This is a genomic window from Paenibacillus sp. Dod16 (genome assembly GCF_049893405.1).
Classification (GTDB): domain Bacteria; phylum Bacillota; class Bacilli; order Paenibacillales; family Paenibacillaceae; genus Paenibacillus_AQ.
Genome location: NZ_JBNDYG010000027.1, coordinates 74914 through 92522 on the forward strand (window position 1 = coordinate 74914; position 17609 = coordinate 92522).

22 protein-coding genes and 1 other annotated feature are annotated in these 17609 nt (G+C 49.0%); of the genes, 8 read left to right on the plus strand and 14 right to left on the minus strand.

The window, feature by feature from the left end; all coding sequences use genetic code 11:
• Positions 1–3: 3 nt before the first annotated feature.
• Complete coding sequence (locus ACPV3A_RS19215) at positions 4–222, minus strand: alpha/beta-type small acid-soluble spore protein (RefSeq protein WP_015737431.1); 219 nt, start codon at positions 220–222, stop codon at positions 4–6.
• 121 nt (positions 223–343) lie between these two features.
• Here ACPV3A_RS19215 and ACPV3A_RS19220 point away from each other — a divergent pair, with 121 nt between their 5' ends.
• Positions 344–511: a hypothetical protein gene (locus ACPV3A_RS19220; protein WP_009592873.1), complete on the plus strand. Its 168-nt coding sequence runs from the start codon at positions 344–346 to the stop codon at positions 509–511.
• A gap of 13 nt (positions 512–524) precedes the next feature.
• Here ACPV3A_RS19220 and trpS read toward each other — a convergent pair whose 3' ends face one another.
• Positions 525–1511 carry a tryptophan--tRNA ligase gene (gene trpS, locus ACPV3A_RS19225; protein WP_071222375.1) on the minus strand — a complete coding sequence of 329 codons (987 nt, stop codon included), beginning with the start codon at positions 1509–1511 and terminating at the stop codon, positions 525–527.
• Positions 1512–1599: 88 nt separating this feature from the next.
• Positions 1600–1843 (minus strand) — a binding site (T-box leader).
• A gap of 176 nt (positions 1844–2019) precedes the next feature.
• Between trpS and ACPV3A_RS19230 the strand changes: the two genes are divergently transcribed.
• A complete protein-coding gene (locus ACPV3A_RS19230; protein WP_426200614.1) occupies positions 2020–3009 on the plus strand; it encodes an aldose 1-epimerase in 990 nt (329 codons plus the stop codon).
• 209 nt (positions 3010–3218) lie between these two features.
• Positions 3219–3440 (plus strand): alpha/beta-type small acid-soluble spore protein, encoded by a 222-nt coding sequence (locus tag ACPV3A_RS19235; RefSeq protein ID WP_007131961.1) that lies wholly within the window; start codon positions 3219–3221, stop codon positions 3438–3440.
• 93 nt (positions 3441–3533) lie between these two features.
• On the opposite strand, the gene ACPV3A_RS19240 is transcribed toward ACPV3A_RS19235, so the two are convergent.
• A complete protein-coding gene (locus ACPV3A_RS19240) occupies positions 3534–3938 on the minus strand; it encodes an O-methyltransferase (RefSeq protein WP_426200615.1) in 405 nt (134 codons plus the stop codon).
• Positions 3939–4225: 287 nt separating this feature from the next.
• Positions 4226–6019 carry a M3 family oligoendopeptidase gene (locus tag ACPV3A_RS19245; RefSeq protein WP_426200616.1) on the minus strand — a complete coding sequence of 598 codons (1794 nt, stop codon included), beginning with the start codon at positions 6017–6019 and terminating at the stop codon, positions 4226–4228.
• A 144-nt stretch (positions 6020–6163) separates the two neighbouring features.
• On the opposite strand from ACPV3A_RS19245, the gene ACPV3A_RS19250 reads away from it, so the two are divergent.
• Entirely contained in the window at positions 6164–6349 is a 186-nt protein-coding gene (locus tag ACPV3A_RS19250) for a YycC family protein (RefSeq protein ID WP_071222371.1), read from the plus strand.
• Positions 6346–6576 (plus strand): hypothetical protein, encoded by a 231-nt coding sequence (locus tag ACPV3A_RS19255; RefSeq protein ID WP_071222370.1) that lies wholly within the window; start codon positions 6346–6348, stop codon positions 6574–6576. Before ACPV3A_RS19250 ends, ACPV3A_RS19255 begins: the two co-directional genes overlap by 4 nt.
• 78 nt (positions 6577–6654) lie before the next feature.
• Here ACPV3A_RS19255 and ACPV3A_RS19260 read toward each other — a convergent pair whose 3' ends face one another.
• Both ACPV3A_RS19260 and ACPV3A_RS19265 read right to left on the minus strand, forming a co-directional pair.
• On the minus strand, positions 6655–7350 hold the full coding sequence (locus tag ACPV3A_RS19260; protein ID WP_233355083.1) for a DUF2225 domain-containing protein: 696 nt from the start codon (positions 7348–7350) through the stop codon (positions 6655–6657).
• Between the two features lie 57 nt (positions 7351–7407).
• Positions 7408–7785, minus strand: a complete 378-nt coding sequence (locus ACPV3A_RS19265; RefSeq protein WP_071222368.1) for a globin — start codon at positions 7783–7785, stop codon at positions 7408–7410.
• A 409-nt stretch (positions 7786–8194) separates the two neighbouring features.
• On the opposite strand from ACPV3A_RS19265, the gene ylbJ reads away from it, so the two are divergent.
• Together ylbJ and ACPV3A_RS19275 are read left to right on the plus strand one after the other, a co-directional pair.
• On the plus strand, positions 8195–9424 hold the full coding sequence (ylbJ, locus tag ACPV3A_RS19270) for a sporulation integral membrane protein YlbJ (protein WP_260068015.1): 1230 nt from the start codon (positions 8195–8197) through the stop codon (positions 9422–9424).
• A gap of 64 nt (positions 9425–9488) precedes the next feature.
• Entirely contained in the window at positions 9489–10292 is an 804-nt protein-coding gene (locus ACPV3A_RS19275) for an NAD kinase (protein ID WP_009591431.1), read from the plus strand.
• A gap of 61 nt (positions 10293–10353) precedes the next feature.
• On the opposite strand, the gene ACPV3A_RS19280 is transcribed toward ACPV3A_RS19275, so the two are convergent.
• Together ACPV3A_RS19280 and lipA are read right to left on the minus strand one after the other, a co-directional pair.
• Positions 10354–10893, minus strand: a complete 540-nt coding sequence (locus ACPV3A_RS19280) for a YutD-like domain-containing protein (protein ID WP_426200617.1) — start codon at positions 10891–10893, stop codon at positions 10354–10356.
• A 27-nt stretch (positions 10894–10920) separates the two neighbouring features.
• Positions 10921–11814, minus strand: coding sequence for a lipoyl synthase (gene lipA, locus ACPV3A_RS19285; RefSeq protein ID WP_071222365.1), 894 nt, complete (start codon positions 11812–11814; stop codon positions 10921–10923).
• Between the two features lie 258 nt (positions 11815–12072).
• Between lipA and ACPV3A_RS19290 the strand changes: the two genes are divergently transcribed.
• Positions 12073–13119, plus strand: a complete 1047-nt coding sequence (locus tag ACPV3A_RS19290) for a M23 family metallopeptidase (RefSeq protein ID WP_397376769.1) — start codon at positions 12073–12075, stop codon at positions 13117–13119.
• Positions 13120–13225: 106 nt separating this feature from the next.
• On the opposite strand, the gene yunB is transcribed toward ACPV3A_RS19290, so the two are convergent.
• The 6 genes from yunB to ACPV3A_RS19320 form a co-directional block, all read right to left on the minus strand.
• Positions 13226–14200: a sporulation protein YunB gene (yunB, locus tag ACPV3A_RS19295; RefSeq protein WP_426200618.1), complete on the minus strand. Its 975-nt coding sequence runs from the start codon at positions 14198–14200 to the stop codon at positions 13226–13228.
• 159 nt (positions 14201–14359) lie between these two features.
• Complete coding sequence (locus ACPV3A_RS19300) at positions 14360–14704, minus strand: ArsR/SmtB family transcription factor (RefSeq protein ID WP_426200619.1); 345 nt, start codon at positions 14702–14704, stop codon at positions 14360–14362.
• A 3-nt stretch (positions 14705–14707) separates the two neighbouring features.
• Positions 14708–15133 (minus strand): SRPBCC family protein, encoded by a 426-nt coding sequence (locus tag ACPV3A_RS19305; RefSeq protein ID WP_426200620.1) that lies wholly within the window; start codon positions 15131–15133, stop codon positions 14708–14710.
• Positions 15134–15324: 191 nt separating this feature from the next.
• On the minus strand, positions 15325–15750 hold the full coding sequence (locus tag ACPV3A_RS19310) for a DUF1801 domain-containing protein (RefSeq protein ID WP_426200621.1): 426 nt from the start codon (positions 15748–15750) through the stop codon (positions 15325–15327).
• Between the two features lie 229 nt (positions 15751–15979).
• Entirely contained in the window at positions 15980–16777 is a 798-nt protein-coding gene (locus ACPV3A_RS19315; RefSeq protein WP_426200622.1) for a TrmH family RNA methyltransferase, read from the minus strand.
• 74 nt (positions 16778–16851) lie between these two features.
• Positions 16852–17514 (minus strand): potassium channel family protein, encoded by a 663-nt coding sequence (locus tag ACPV3A_RS19320; RefSeq protein ID WP_426200623.1) that lies wholly within the window; start codon positions 17512–17514, stop codon positions 16852–16854.
• Positions 17515–17609: the final 95 nt, after the last annotated feature.

A 17609-nucleotide genomic window follows, 5' to 3' on the forward strand; every position in this document is an offset into this window, starting at 1 on the left:
AGATTACAGCGTGCGGCCAGACCCCGAAAGAGCCTGTTCAGCTTGCTGTACCAAACGYTTTGTAATGTATCCACCCAGGGATCCTGTTTCACGGGAAGTATAGTTACCATAGTAACCGTCCTGAGGAATCGTTACGCCTAGTTCTTGAGCAGCCTCGAGTTTCAAACGTTGTAATGCTGCAGTAGCTTGAGGTACAACCAAATTGTTGCTGCGGCGTGCCATATTAAATATCTCCCTTCACTGAATGTCTGTTATTCCAGTGCAAGCTTGCAAACTTATTATGGCTCCTTCTTGCAACGTTATACGTATTTTTTGAATTTTTATCTTTGGAGGTTTTTTTCTAATGAGTAAAGGTTTATCCCTATGGTTTGCGGTCTCTTCGATCGTCCTGCTGACCGCTTCGGCCATATCCATCAGCTACAACGGATTTCTGGCCGTCGGTCTGGCTCTACTCTCCATTCTCAATATAGGCTGGGGATTCATTATCAAATCCAAACGCAAGCCTTCTTAAGGAAGCACCCTGCTTATTTACGAGCCAGAAAGCCCATCTTGTCCTTGACGCCATCCAGTATTTGAGCCGCAGTCTTCTGTGCCTGCTCTGCTCCCTTGGCCAGAATGTCATGGATCTCACCGGTTTGGCGAATTTCGTAGTATCTGTTTTGAAGTGGTTCCAGAGCGGCTACTACAACTTCGCCAAGCTCCTTCTTGAATGCCCCGTACATCTTTCCTTCAAAACGCGCCTGTACTTCCTGCAAGGATACTCCAGCGCACTCGGAATAAATGCTCATCAGATTGCTAACCTCTGGTTTAGCGGACGGATCATAGACCACTTCGGCCCCGGAGTCCGTTGTAGCCCGGCTGATTTTCTTGCGGATTTGATCCGGCGTATCCAGCATCGCAATATAACTGCCCTCTACTGGATTACTTTTGCTCATCTTTTTAGAAGCATCGTCCAGCGACATAATTCGTGCGCCTACCTCTGGAATGAACGGTTCCGGCATATTGAAGTAGGAACCAAACCGATGGTTGAACCGTGCAGCTAAATCGCGCGTGATTTCCAAATGCTGCTTCTGGTCATCCCCTACCGGTACCAGATTGGCATTATACAGCAATATGTCTGCAGCCATGAGTGCTGGATAGACAAACAAACCGGCTCCTACGGAATCTTTACCCTCCGATTTGTCCTTAAATTGTGTCATTCGTTCCAATTCGCCCATATTGACCATCGTTGTCATGATCCATCCCAGCTCGGCATGCTGAGGAACATGGGATTGAAGAAAAATATTAGCACGATTCGGGTCGATTCCGGCTGCAACGTACAGTGCCGCAACCGATTCGGAGCGATCTCTGAGCGAGCTTGGCTCCTGCGGTACCGTAATGGCATGCAGATCGACGACCATAAAGTAACAATCATGCTCATCTTGGAGCTTAACAAAATTTTTAATGGCTCCGATGTAGTTGCCCAGTGTCAAATTGCCACTCGGCTGAATTCCCGATAATACAGTTTTCATGACTAGCCCTCCATTTATTTACAATATTTTTTAATCCAATTCTGCCCCGCTCAAGGAATCCATATCAACGCAAAAAGGCCTCACATCCGCAAGGGACGTGAGACCGTGGTGCCACCCTAATTCGCTGCAGTAAACTCTAATACTTAAGCTGCAGCCTTCCATTCTTGTAACGGAGAATACCCGGCCGGCATATTAAGGAATATCAGTATAATCCCTGTTCAGCCTGGCACTCAAAGGTCCATTCAGCAAAGCGGATCCACCGGTTCACATCAACCACCGGCTTTCTGAAGGATGGGCCGCACCTGCTTACTTGTCCTTGTCATCGTGTTTCAATCATTTTGGATCACTATTACATGCAATGATAAAACTCTTGCTCTCCCTTGTCAATTCCATTTTGGAATCAAGTCGTCCGATGTTTTGAAGCATTTCTTTTACCCTTTCCGTAAAAATCTGTTATGATGTGGTTAATCGTCCAGACCATGATTTCTGTTAGTAAAGGAGCATCGATATGAATCAAGTGACCAAAGGCCAGTGGAATGGTTACGACACCTATATTTTAAACAGCGGCCGTCTTGAAGTGACTCTCCTTCCTCGTCTAGGTAACAATGTCATTGGAATTAAAGACCTTGAAAATTCACGCGAAATCCTTCGAAAGCCAGATGAAAGTGAGCTTGCATTCTATCTTCAGAAGCCCTATCACTTCGGCATCCCGATGCTCATTCCGCCAGGCCGGATTTCCAAAGGCCAGTTTGAGTACGGCGGAACATCGTATCAATTTGATCAAAATACCGCGAACGACAATCATATCCACGGTCTCCACCGATCACAGGCTTGGTGTGTCAGCGACATAGAGGAAGATGATGATGGGTGCGCCATTTCGACAGAGTTCATATCATCGGATGATCCGAAATGGATCGCCCAATTCCCAGTACCGCTGAAGCTGGAAATGACCTTCCGTCTTCAGGGGGCCCGCTTATCGCAGAGTCTTCGTGTAACGAATCTGGGTTCCAGCCCTGTCCCGTTCGGGATGGGTTACCATACGTGGTTCCTGCTTGATGGCGAGCCGCATCGCTGGACGCTGGATCTGCCTGTAGAGGGCATTTATACCTTGAATAATGAACTGATCCCAACCGGAGATTTTTCACCGCTTGGCCATCTGGAACAACTGAATTCCGGACTAAACCTGAAGGAAGCCGACCTGGATACGATATTAAAGATTCCAGAGGGCAAACCGGCTGAAGCCATGCTTCAACGGGATGATGGTTATCAAATTCATTATTCGGCTGACCGCGCCTTTTTCAAGCACTGGGTGCTCTATACGAAAGGCGTCGCAGAGGACTTCCTTTGCATCGAGCCGTATACCTGGCTTCCGAACGCGCCCAATTTGAATCTGCCGAATGAAGAAACCGGACTGATTCATCTGGAACCGGGGCAGACCGTGAACCTGAATACCCAGATCAGCATCCAAAAAACAACAACGGAGACGGAGCAAGGGTAATAGCAAATCCCCGGTGAACCATAAGATCTTCATATACTTAATGTTTCAACAAGAGCAGCCCTTTGTTTCAAAGGGCTGCTCTTGTTTGTCTAGATAACGACAATTTCATTCGGATAATTTTACCAGCAAATGATCTGCCTCCAGCACGAATGAGATTCCTAGGATTCAGTCATAATATCCACATACAACATCAAAGGAGGTGACATGACATGGCTCAAGGTCGTTCTTCTAACAATCTTGTCGTACCTCAAGCAACTGCAGCTCTTCAACAATTGAAAGTAGAAGCTGCTCAAGAACTGGGTGTGACGCTTCCACAAGACGGTTACATGGGTAACTATACTTCCCGTGAAACAGGTTCTTTGGGAGGTTACATCACCAAACGTCTGGTTCAATTGGCTGAGCAGCAATTATCGGGTCGTTCGAACCTGTAATTCGCATCTCTTCCCTCCAGCCGTAATTAGAAAGAGGCGATCTTCTCCCCAAAGATCGCCTCTTTCGTTATATGTTCTATATGATAAATGATTTCAGGATTCCGAAGCAGCTTCGGCATATGTATTACGAGGGTACCGAATCATCAAGTTTGCCATGTTATAGTTGGATTCAAGGACAGCATCTACAACAACAATGCCTTGTCGTACCATAAATTCATAACTGATTTCGCCGTGTGTCCAGTGGCGTTTATGTTTCAGACTTTCAAGCGCCATCGTACGAAAAGAGCATTGTTGAGCTTCACTTAGCCCCTCCTCAAGTGGAGCTATGACTCCGTTACGCCCAGCCAATGGATTATGCCGTATGCCAAATTTACCAATTACATTATTTCGTATTTGTACAAATACTGTCCCTGAACTTAGACCTCCCAACTCTTCTTCAAGCTCTTTAAAAACGATGTCCAATTGTCTAGCCAGTGATAATTGATCTAGTTTTACCATCTCTTCTCCCCTCCTTTATTAGTAAATCCTCCCTATTATTAGGGCTTATGACTCATTATAGGGTAAAGGATTCATTGTATCAACAATATTCAACACATTTGGGTATTTATTACTAAAATTGCACAAATAATTTAGGTTTCAGCCCCTTTTTTGCGTCAACTTTCATTCTTTTACGACAAAAAAAGAAGCCCGAATCGGGCTCCTCCATAGGTTGGAAATTGCATGTATTGAGAGGAAAACGTCCTCCAAGGAAATTCTTATCTGTTATTCCGATGATAATCAACAAATCACGCCATATGCTCCGTCATTTGCAGGAATTGTCTAATGTCGGATACGCAGGAATCTGCTGCACTTTGCCAGAAATCGCGCTGGGTCAGATCCACATTCAGGTGTTTCTTCGCCAGATCCTCCACGGACATCACGCCGGTGTCGCGAAGAAGGGCATCATATTTGTCCGCAAAGCTCGGACCTTCTTCCAATGCCCGAACATAGAGGCCCGTACTGAACATATAACCGAAGGTGTACGGGAAATTATAGAACGGCGTCCCGGTAATATAGAAATGAAGCTTGGATGCCCAGAAATGCGGGTGGTATGATGTCAGAGCATCACAATAGGCTTCCTTCTGCGCTTCCACCATCAATTCCGATATTTCCTCGCTGCTGAGCAGACCGCTCTTCCGCTTGTCATAGAAGCGGGTTTCGAACAAGAAGCGTGCATGAATATTCATAAAGAAGGCTACGCTGTTCTGAATTTTCTCTTCCAGCAGAGCCAGCTTTTCTTCTTCGCTGCCGGCTCCCTTCACCATCGCATCAAAAACAATCATTTCGGCAAAAGTAGATGCCGTCTCGGCAACATTCATCGCATATTTTTGGTTAAGCACCGGAATTCCGCCCATCAGATGCTGATGGTAGGCATGGCCGAGCTCATGAGCCAGGGTCGAAACGTTCGAGGCCGTTCCGCCAAACGTCATGAAGATTCGGGTCTGGCCGCTTGCCGGGAAGGAGGTACAGAAACCGCCAGGGCGCTTGCCGGGACGATCCTCCACCTCAATCCAGCTCTTGTCGAACGCCATTTGCGAGAAATCCGCCAATCTCGGGCTGAACTTGCGGAATTGCTCCACAATATTAACAGCTGCATCGTCATAGGAGATTTTGGTTGCGGAAGTACGCAGCGGGGCATCTACATCAGTCCAAGACAAACCTTCCAGACCAAGCAGCTTCGCTTTGCGGTTCAGGTATTCCACAAGCACCGACTTCGTGTCCTGTATGACAGCCCACATGGTATCCAGGGTCTCACGGCTCATGCGGCCAATCGCGAGCGGCTCCTTCAAGACATCCTCCCAGCCGCGGTTCTCGTACAGCTTCAGGCGGTAGCCGGATAAATGGTTAAGGGTATCCGCACAGTAATCAGCGGAGTCTCCCCACGCCTGCTCCCACTTTTCAAACATGGATTGACGTACTTCCCGGCGAGGATCATGCATTTTATTGAATGCCTGTCCTGCGGACAACATGACCGTCTTACCGTCTTCCTCATAGGGGATTTGGATTTTCTTAACGATGGTATCGTAGAACTCTCCCCATCCATGATAACCGTCTACGCCAAGCGATAGAGCCAGACTCTCTAACTCGGGACTCATCTTGTCTTTGGCAAGATTACGGCTTTCGTTCAATACGAAATCAAGCTCGGACACCTTATCCGTATCGGTCCAAGCCGTCCAGAGTTCGTCATTCATACCACGGAGAACGTTATCGAATTGGTTCTTAACCGATTGCAGGGTCGCGGACAACGACGTTACACGTCCGGATAATTGAACCGCCTTCTTATCATTCACATTCTGCGCGGTCAGGCAGCCCACGAATGCAGAGACTTCACGGATGCGGGCATAGGCACTCTGAAACTGCTCAAGGAAGCGTTCAAGGCTTGCTGCACCTTCCATGGTTTCCGGAACGGTCAATGCTTTAACGGCTTGCTGAAGATTATGTACATCCTGCTCAAGTGTCTCAAGAAAGCTCACGAGCTGCGGTGAGGAAGAGCCTCCGGGAAATATCGATTCCAAATCCCAAGTTTGTTGAAGTGCCATTGAACATTCATCACCTTTCGAAATAAAATATGAATTCAAGCGGAATACCATTTGTGTGGACTTAGGGAAAAGTGTATAACTATATATAACTCAATTTATGTTGTCACTGTTACAACCAATTTACTGCTGGAGGAGCTAGAAGCCATGAGACCTTTGCAAATATCACCGGAGACGGCGGTTACACTGTCCAAGCAGCTGGGCGTTCCGCTGGAACAGCTGATGCATATGCCTCAGCATATATTAATGCAGAAAATTGCCGAGCTTGCCAAGAATGAAGAAGCGAAAGCAACGAAAAAAGACGATGAGTCACCATCATCGGAGAACTCATGATTCCTTTTTCCAATACTTGGCCCTATGATGTCGTTGGAAACGACGTATATGTACACAGCTGCCCATTCTGCGGAACCGACAATGTATTGCTGCCGATGAAACCCAAAGAGCTGATAAGCGTAAGGGAAGGGAAAAAGAAGCTGCTGATCTTCCCCTGCTGCCACAACAAAGTAACCGTGCTGGACAGCGACATCGACTACTTGCTCACGGATCAGCGATTACGCTAATTTCGCCGCACAGCATGAGTTTAGCTATTCGTGTTAGTCCAACAGCCTGCTGACCCACCCTTCAGCGGGCTATTTGCATTATGACTCTGCCTTGAGTGCCTCGTTCTTCTGCTCCCGTATCTGCTCGGATATCAGCTTCCATTGCTCTCTGGATGCGCGTATCATCGCGGCGTCCATAATCTTGTCATCCTGAACCACTCTGGAGAACCATTGAACCGCCTCCTGAAACTGTCCCAGCCTGCGGTGGATCTCTCCGATCAGATACAGCAGCCTAGCATCATTCGCCCCTACCCCTTCTAGCTCGAACACTCGAACATAGGATTCCAGGCTATAACTCAAGAACCGCTTCTCTTGATCCTCGTTGCCCTGATACCGGTACAGCCAAGCGATATGATGCAGCAGGCTGGCCACAATGCGATCCCGCTCCCCGATGACTTGGGCGCAGAGGAGAGCCAGCTTGTACGACTCCAGAGCATCCTCCAGATTGCGCGAACCGCCCATATCCCTCTTCTCCCAGCGGCATCCGACTTGCTCGTGAAAGAGCGCCTTCTGCCGCTCGTTCAATTTCAGGGTCGAGTTTTCCGTGGAGGCAAAACCGCATTCAGGACAGATCCGCACCACGTAAAAATCGGGATTCTCCGATTTATAATAAGCGCAAAAATCCGTATCTGTACGGTATGCCTTTTTAAAGCTGGGTCTTACCCTGGATGTTTCATATTCATGCTCACAGTGCGCGCAAACCACCTTGATGGAATACAAGGGTTCCAATTTCACGCCATTCGCCATCCCTTCATTCGTGTCTAATTCCTGTTTCGAAATAGGTCTTTGGAACTAAGGAGTATTCACGAAATGGTGGGCGGGGCCGGACAGACGCTGCAGCACAAAATCACGTAATTCATCCTCCACGCCAATTTCGATTAGGGCTCCTGCCATGCAGCCAAGCCATTCTTCGGCATGGCGATCCGTAATCGGGAATTTCATGTGCCTGGCCCGCATCATCGGATGTCCGAATGCTTCCGAGAACAAGGCTGGCCCTCCAAAAAACTGGCTCAAGAACATATATTGCTTCTCCATCACCGGCATAATATCTTCCGGAAACAATGGCGAAAGCAGCTCATTTTGCTGCACTCTCGGATAAAAAGCTTCGACGAGCGAACGTACACCCTCGGCACCCCCGAGGTTATCATAGATGCTTAAGTTCGGATTCATATCCGCTAATCTCCCATCTGTTTTATGTTACGTTTCGATTGGATGTACCTATCCATTATACCAAAAAAACGACAAAAAAAGGCGCTAAGCAATGGTTAGCACCTTTTAGAACTTATTAATAACTGCGCCAGTCCTCTTCACTCTGGACGAGAGAAGCACGTATAACATAAACGAAGGCGCATACTAGGATACCTGCGACTATGCTCATGATCATCACTCCATCCAAACATAATAACGAAAGATGTGCTTTGATGTTTTTTATTATAGCACAAGATCCCCGAAAATAAAGCACAATTGTAACCGCTTTCTCATGTTTTTTATACTGTTTGTCCTATATCTTGCATAGATTTTTAACAACGGACCTATATTTCCATCATTCACATCGATGCCAGGGGGCGTATTTCTTATTATGACCATGAAAAAAATGGGCTGGCTCTTGCTCGTGACGGCACTGCTCAGCGTAATTGTCCTAATGGCTTTATTTCCCGAAGCGGCGCTTCAATCCGCACTCCGTGGCCTGTCGATATGGTGGGACGTGCTGTTCCCTTCCCTGTTCCCGTTCTTTGTTATTTCCGAGGTGCTGCTGGGGTTCGGCGTAGTCCACCTGATTGGCACGCTCCTGGACCCTATGATGAGACCGTTATTTCGTATTCCGGGGGCCGGAGGATTCGTTGCAGCAATGGGATATGTTTCAGGATACCCGGTCGGTGCCAAATTAACCGCCAAGCTATGGGAACAAAAAATGGTAAATCGGGAGGAAGGTGAGCGGCTTGTCGCTTTCACCACCTCTTCTGACCCTATATTTCTAATTGGTGCCGTCTCCATCGGCTTCTTTCATGACCCCAAGATCGGTTTGATCCTTGCCTTGTCCCATTATGGCGGAGGTTTCCTTGTGGGCTTGATTATGAGATTTCATGGCAGGCATGAATCCAAAAACGCAACCGATTCACTCCGCCTATCCCAGGCTAATACAAGCAGACTCAAGTCCGCCTTGCATGCCATGCATGCGGCGCGTGAGCAGGATGGCCGGGACCTCGGCACCCTGTTAAGACAAGCGATACAATCATCGCTTCAGCTCATTATCGTCGTGGGCGGGCTTGTGGTTTTCTTCTCTGTGTTTCTTGAACTCTGGACCCGCGCCGGCGTTATGCCTGCGCTAACTGAAGTCATCAGTTTGCTGTTATCTCTGGTTGGGATGCCTGAATCCTTATCCACTGCCATCGTAGGCGGATTGTTTGAGGTCACACTTGGTGCCCGATATGCCGGGGAAGCGGGGGCTGCAATTCCATTGCCATACAAAGCGGCCGCGGCTGCCTTTATATTGTCATGGGGCGGTTTGTCCGTCCATGCCCAGATCATTAGCATCCTGAACTCTACCAACCTCAGGTATTTCCCTTTTGTCATTGCAAGACTGATTCATGGTGTGATTGCCGCGGTCGCTGTATTGCTGCTGTGGAGAAGTGTCATGGGATCTTCGATACCGACCATGGCCCTTCCGGCTGTTTCGGATTCCGCCCTAAACGGGTATACCCATATTATGGCGGCTTTCTGCATCCTGCTCGGTTTCCTGATTGCGGTTGCGTTGTTTATTCAGATCATTCGAGGACTGCAGCAGAAAATCCGCAAATTCCCAAGGTGAACATTGTGTTCTTCTCCAAGATTGATTATCATCTTTATATAACCTTACAAAGGAGCTTATCAACTTGAGATATTATGTTCTGGACCGCGGTGACCCATTGTCTGTCGAGCTGACCCAGCAATTTCACAAGCTGGCGGAACAGCGGGGGTTTGTGCTGGATGCAGAATCTCCGGAGATTGTGGTCTCGATCGGCGGAGACGGTACGATGCTGCATGCTTTCCATACTTTTATAGACCGTATTCCTGACCTCGCTTTTGTCGGTGTCCACACGGGCCACTTGGGATTCTATGCTGATTGGAAGGCCGATGAACTGACAGAGCTAATTGATCATATGAGCGGGGAAGGCGAACATGGCAACGTGAAGCCGCGCCTCGTCAAGTATCCCCTGGTTCAACTGGAAATTCATAAGAAATCAGGAACGTCCTCTTACATTGCTTTAAACGAATTCACGCTTAAAGGCGTTGACGGTACTGTTGTCGCGCAGATTGACATCAACGACGTAACCTTTGAGATGTTCAGGGGAGACGGGATTTGCGTGTCCACGCCATCCGGCAGCACGGCTTATAACAAAAGTGTCGGCGGAGCGATGGTGCATCCTTCCATCGATGCTCTGCAGATCGCGGAAATCGCCTCGATTAACAATCGGATTTTCCGTACGCTGGGCTCACCGCTGCTCCTGCCTAAACATCATCATTGTGATATATTCTCGCGTAAAGAACAGCGTTTACTGCTTACAATCGATCATGTGAATATCTCGATTGACGACCTCGTATCCGTGCGCTGTCAAGTGGCGGAACAGCAGGTCAGTTTTGCACGCTATCGGCCGTTCCCGTTCTGGAATCGTGTCCGTGATGCATTTCTTGGCTAATATTAAGAAGAACGACTACCTAAAAAAGAACGGTCACCAGCATTACTGGTGACCGTTCTTTTTATTGCGGCTGCTCTGCCGGCACATGAGGCTCCTTGGAAGGCTTTGCTTCCTTTTCTTTGGATTCCTTAGGATCGCGTGGCTCGCGTCTGGATTCCTTCGCTTCGCGCCGCTCGCGTTGGTCCTTGTGTTCCTTGCCCGGTTTGGGACCCTCCTGCTGGATTTCCTTGCTTCCCTTCGCTTCCCCCTCACCCTTGGTTTCCTTGGGGGATGATTCACGAATCTCCACAGGCTCTTTGGAATTGGCATGGTCTTTGCTATCCTTCTGCTCCTTCGTTTTCTGAAGCACGAAGTGAGCACAACCAAAATTGCAGTATTCGTTAATGTAATCGGACATGCTGGAGAAGGTGGAATCCTTGGCAGCTTTAGGATGATTATCCCGATAGAAACCTTTAAGCCGAAGCTGATTGTAACCCCAGTCTCCCACGATGTAGTCATAACGGTCCAGCACCTCGCTGTACCGCTCCCGGAAAGCTTCCAGATTCCAGCCGTTTCGATGGTCCTTTAACACTTCATAACTTTTGTTTCCGATAACGATCATTGAAAGCTTCCCCTGCCTTTCCAAAGGTTAAGACTGCACGGTCTCTTCCTTGTTGCGTTCTGCAGATTTCACTTGCTCGTGTGCATGATAGGAGCTGCGCACCAGAGGACCGGACTCCACGTGGCTGAATCCGCGCTTCATTCCCTCTTCCTTCAAGATCGCAAACTCCTCCGGCGTATAGTATTTTTCCACATTCAGATGCTTTGGCGAAGGCTGCAAATATTGGCCGATCGTCATGATATCGCAACCCACCGAACGCAGGTCGTCCATCGCTTCCAGAATCTCATGCCATTGTTCGCCGACACCTAGCATTATGCTCGATTTGGTCGGAATATCAGGCTGCATCGCCTTGGCATTCTTCAGCAATTGCAAGGAACGGGTGTACTTGGCCTTGGCACGTACCCGATCCGACATTCGCTCGACCGTCTCAATGTTATGGTTCAGAATGTCCGGCTTCACATCCATTACGATCTTAAGCGCTTCTTCGCTGCCCATGAAATCCGGAATCAGCACTTCCACCGAGCATAGCGGCAGACGTCTGCGAATGGCTTTAACCGTTTCAGCGAATATGTAGGCCCCGCCATCTTTCAGATCATCCCGTGCTACGCTTGTTACTACGCAGTGACGCAGGTTCATCTGTTCCGCCGCTTCCGCTACGCGTTCGGGCTCCTGAAGATCCAGTTCCGTTGGAAGACCCGTGTTGACAGCGCAGAATCGGCAGGCGCGGGTACAAATATCACCCAGGATCATGAAGGTTGCCGTACGGTTAGCCCAGCATTCATAAATATTCGGACAGCGAGCCTCTTCACACACCGTGTGCAGTGTCTTGGATCGCATCATGCTTTTGATTTCTTTATAATTATCGCCAGTAGTCAGCTTGATTCGAATCCAGTCAGGTTTTGGCTGTTTGGTTTTAGACAAAGAAAAAACCTTCTTTCGAATTTATTGATGTAACTCAAGACATACCCCATCGTTTGCTGTCCCATATTATATCATGAAAACCATCATATTACTTGTTTCGCATCGATATGAGATTAATCTAGTTGCGGCATGGATAAAAATCCTTGTTTCGATTCACCCTACAGTGTAGGCATGACTGTCCGTCCTTAATTATGACAATCCAAAAGGAAGGAGAAGGACACATTGAGGATTTTCCAACCATTGAGCGCAAGCGGTATTATGATTCGCTGCACTGCTGCAGCTGTGGCTGCCTTGACAGCTGCCTGCTGCATGTGCGGGCCTGTGTCCGCATCCGCCTCTGTTGCGGTAAGCACCGCTGACGATACGGTGAAAACATCGGATGTTAACGCCATTTTTGCAGACCGGAAGTCGTTATATGATGAGATTTCCACCGTTACCCAAATTCCTTGGTATCGCCTGGCTGCCATTGACCAGTATGAACGGACACTAACTAGAGTCCATCCCAAGGATCGCAAACATCCGGACCGGACGCTCGGAATCTTCATCCCCTCCACAAGATGGGCCGGGGCGTTAAATCCCAATCAGGAAGATGTAAATCCGACGTCGATCAGCGTGTTTTCCGGCATCGGGCTGGATGGGGATGGAGATGGCAAGGCGGATCCGAATAATGATATCGACCTGCTATATACCGTTGCGGCAAGGCTCGCCCCCTACGGTCATGCTGCCGATGACTTCAGCATCGGACTCTGGTCATACTACCAGAATACGCGGGCTGTTCAGCGCGTCATGCAATACGCCAAAATGTACGAGACCTTTGGAAAGCTGGACTTGTTTGACCATGCATTTCCTCTCCCGGTCAAAAGCAACTATTCCTACCGAAGCACATTTGGCATGGGACGCAACTGGGGAGGCAGAAGGGTTCACGAGGGAACGGATTTGTTTGCCTCATACGGAGTCCCCGTTCGAAGCACCTGTTACGGCGTTGTCGAAATCAAGGGCTGGAATAAATATGGCGGGTGGCGCATCGGCATCCGTGATTTAAACAATCATTACCACTATTACGCCCATCTGCAAGGCTTTGACAAAGGAATCTCGCTCGGGGATGTCGTTAAGCCGGGTCAAACCCTTGGCTGGGTTGGGAGCTCCGGTTATGGCAAGCCGGGAACCCAAGGCAAGTTCCCTCCACACCTCCATTACGGCATCTACCGGGATACCGGATTGACCGAATGGGCATTCGATCCTTACCCGCTGCTGAAGCACTGGGAAATGGAAGAAAAACGCTCGAAGAAAAAAACGCGCTCCTGAGTTCAACCCAGGGGGCGCGTTTTCTCCGTTAAGGACATCCATAACTGCGAAGTAAATCATGGAGCAGGGTTCCATATGCTGGCGCCAAATTAATGAATCAGCGCTCTTAGTCTCCAGTGTTGTTTTCCCCCGTCTGCCCGGATAAGTCTGCTCCGCCAGGTGAAGGTTCCAGAGGTGTCGTTGTTCCATCTGGAGGATTCGTCGGCGTTGTTACCGGCGGAGTTACAGGCGGGATTTCCTGCTCCGTATTATGGCTATTCTCATTGGTAACGGGCGGCGGTATCGCTATGCTCGGCGCGCTTGCCTTATTCTCGCCGACGGCCTTTCCTTGCCCGTCATAATAATACATCGGCACGTCCCCGACCACGAGCAGATAAGAAATGGGAATATCGGTTTCCACAATCTGCGGCTCCATGTCAAAAGGAACGACAACCGCTACCTCTGTTACAATGTGGACGAATACCTCCACCAAAATCATATTAATGCCCGCACCCTGCTGCCTGGTGTCCAGTTGAACCTTCACCGCTCCCTGCGGTTCGATCTTTAAAGGAATTTGCGGACCGAATGAAGCGATAATCGGGCTTTTCAGCACCTGTCCCAAGGGAATTTGCTCCTTACGCTTATGGATATCGTCCAGTGTGCTCTGAACAACCTCCGTTGTATGGGACGTGATTTTTAAATGCTCGGCATAGTTCAGCATGAATCCCGTCACTTTGCCCGAGCTGTCCGTTTTCCAGTTGACCAGATTATCAAAATCCTTGCCCTGCGTCACCTGAGAGGTGATCGCTTTATTGATGGCTTCAGTGGCAATCTGTTTAACCCTGATTTGGGCTAAATGCATGATCGGCGGCCGCAGATTCTGCTCAATATACATAAAAAACTCAACGATCCCAAACACAAGGAGCAGAGCGCCGATCAGCCACCACTTTTTCGTGCTTCGTCTTTTGGCAGCCTGAGGACGCCCTCGGCTCTGCGGTACGGGCCGAAAGCCTCTGCGCGGTGGTTTATAAGCTCTCCTTGGCTTAGGCCACGACAGCGACGGAAAGGCCAACCTCCTGCTTCCCCATCTCTTTCGTCTCATGCTTGGTCCCCCCTATTTACGCCCCGAGGAGCATGTTTACCATGGCAAGCTCTCCTGTATAGAGGGTATGCGGACAAACGGCAAAAAAGAAGAGCCAGGATGGATCCTCACTCTTCTTCCTTATGGATATTCAATTTCAAGAAAGACGGCATCGAGGATCTACTTGTCGTCCTTTGGACTGTCTTCTTGATCCTCCACATAATATTTCAGCATTGACAGTTTATTCTCCCAGAAGCGGTCGAAATAAGCCAGCCAATCCTTTAATTCCTTAAGCGGTTCGGCATCCAGCCGATAGCGCGTTTCGCGTCCAACCTTGCGGTCCTGCACAAGGCCCGCTTCCCCCAGAATTCGGAGATGCTTGGAGACGGCAGTCCGCGTCATGGAGAAGTGCCCTGTAATTTCTTTAACCGGCATTTCCTTATCACTTAACAAGCCAAGCAGCTTACGGCGTGTCGGATCTGCGATAGCTTGATAAACATCATGCTTCGGAGCAGCTTGCGACATGGATTAGGCCTCAACGTATCCCGCAAGCTTCTGAACAATGCCTGCCCAGCCGTTGTCCATACGGCCCCGCACGATATCGTGTGCTTCCCCGAACTCGGTCACTTGATCCGCTGTCCATCCGCCGTGAATGAGCGTAAATTCCGTATGATCTCCCTGCTGTACCAGTTCGAACGTAACACTCCAATCCCTGCCCCAGTTAAAAGACAAACGATTAGGCTCGTCAATAAGCGTGACCTTGCATGGTGAATTGCCGAAAGGGCCTGCATTCAATTGAAACTCAAAGCCTTCCACCGGCTCAAAATTGTTAGGCATAAACCAGGCTGAAATCCCTTCAGCCGTTGCCACGGCTTTCCACACCTTCTCGATGGGCGCTTTCAGCACAAGCGTATGACGAATATCCGGCAGCTTGCCGTTTGATGCGTTGTCCATATCACATAAACCTCACTCATGTTTAATATTATGAAACCATTTGGTTTCCCTTATTGCATTATAGGACACCAAATGGTTTTACGTCAAATAACAATATTCACCTGTTACCCAATCAGCGCACCCTATTGTCCAGCCTCCCTTAAAGCCTCGTAAACCAGGCAGCTTGCCAGCTTCTCATGGCCTAGAGCTCGCTAGGACTGAGCCGGGTAGGTCTTGTTCAAGAAGGCAATCGATTCGCGAATCAGCTGCCTTAGGACTTCCACATTAATGTCCGCCACTTTATTAATATACACGCAGCCTTTCCCGGCCGTATGTTTACCGAAACTCGGCAACAGCTCCTCCCGCTTCTTATCGCCCGGCGCAAAATACAGGCTGATCTTCGCCTTGCGCGGCGAGAAACCTACCAACGGTGCATCGCCTTCGTGCCCGGTAGCGTAGCGGTAATGGTAGGAGCCGAAACCGATGATACTGGGTCCCCACATCTTAGCCGGAAAACCGCTCGTCTCCTCAAAAATCTCCAGCAAACGATAAGCATCCTCCCGTTTTTTCGGCGAATCCACTTGCTCTATAAACTCCACCACGCTGTGATCCGTTTCTTTTGTTTTTTGCTCGTACATTGGGGTTTAACTCCTTTCGAACACTCCTGTTATTATGACCAGCCTTATCAAAAATAAGAAAAACGTCATCGACGTACTTGTTAGAAAACAGAACGTGTTTAGCGGAAGCTTTCTTGCGATATAAGGAGGTAAGCCTCTAATGCTTACTTATCTCTTAAATAAAAAAAAGCCGGATATGATTAGCCATTGATTTCTAATCACTTCCAGCTTTGTCGAGCCGCTCCGGTCTTTATTGACTTGCATACTCTCTTTGCCGTAAAGCCTCGTACATCAGCACGGACGCTGCCATAGCCGCGTTCAACGATTCGGCTTTCCCCGGCATGGGAATACGGATCGCATCGTCCACGAGTTCCGCAACCTCAGGTGAGACACCGCGCCCTTCGCTCCCAATCACGATCCAGCTTGTCCCTTTGAAATCATACTCGAAGCAGGAATGTTTCCCTTCCAGCAGGGTTGTCACCAATCGGGCCCCCCGTTCCCTGGCTTCCGGCAAAATGCTCAGCAGATCGCCCTCCAGCACCGGTAGGTGAAACAGGGATCCCATGGTAGAGCGCAGCGTCTTCGGGTTGTACAAATCCGCGCAGCCGCGTCCCAGAACCACGCCAGCAGCCCCTACGGCATCGGCACTTCGTATAATGGTTCCTACATTCCCAGGGTCCTGAAGACCGTCCAGAACGATGACCAAACCGTTCTCACGCAGGATCAGGTCCTGCCATTGACGTGCTTCTTTGCGGACCACGGCAAACACCTGCTGCGGTGACGGCGTATCACTGACCTTCGAGATGACGGCATGAGATACGCCAATCCATTCAGCACCTTGTCCTGTATCCGATATATGACGAAGTTCCTGGGGAATGCCCTTCTCCACGTCATACGCAACACACTCGATGTCCACTCCGGATAACAGGGCTTCCTGTACGAGATGAATGCCTTCCACCACATACTTGTTCTGCTTGTCTCGATGTTTTTTCTCCTGAAGCTGTGCCCAGCCCTTCACTCTGGCATTCTGCGGCGATAGTATCTCCATGGTTAATCCATCCGTTCTTTACTTATATATAAAACCGAGTCCCACTCAACCCAGCATACCCGCTTGCGGACAGCTTACTTCGGATAAGCAAGCTCCATCTTCGTTAAGTTATTCTTGTGCCCGACAATAATGAGAATATCGCCTTCCTCAATCCGGTCATCCGGACTTGGAGAAATGTTCATATCCGCATCTCTTCGAATCGCCATGACATTGCAGCCGAATCGTGCCCGAATATCCAGCTCTATCAGATTGTGACCGACCAGATCTCCTGTAGCAAGCATCTCCATAATGCTGTAGTCGTCCGACAAATCGATATAATCCAAAATATTCGGTGACACCAGATGATGGGCAACCCGCAACCCCATATCCCGTTCAGGGAAAATCACCTTGTCCGCACCGATTTTGTTCAGCACTTTTCCGTGCAGCTCATTCTTCGCTTTCACGATAATGGCCGGTACGCCAAGATCCTTCAAGATCAGCGTAGTCAAAATGCTGGATTGAATATCCTCCCCGATCGCCACGACAACCACATCAAAATTCCGTATGCCCAGCGCCCGAAGCGCTTCTTCATCGGTCGAATCCGCCGATACGGCATGCGTAACCATACTCGCGATTTCCTGAATGCGCTGTTCGCTCGCGTCTATGGCTAATACATCAAATCCCATGCTGCTCAATTCCTTAGCAACACTCGTGCCAAAACGCCCCATACCGATTACTGCGTACTGCTTCTTAGCCATTTATATATCCCCCCACGAGCCTAGGTCATCCATAATCATAATGATAATAGTATATCATACTGTCTCGAATACTTGAATGTAACTGCCCCGGAACG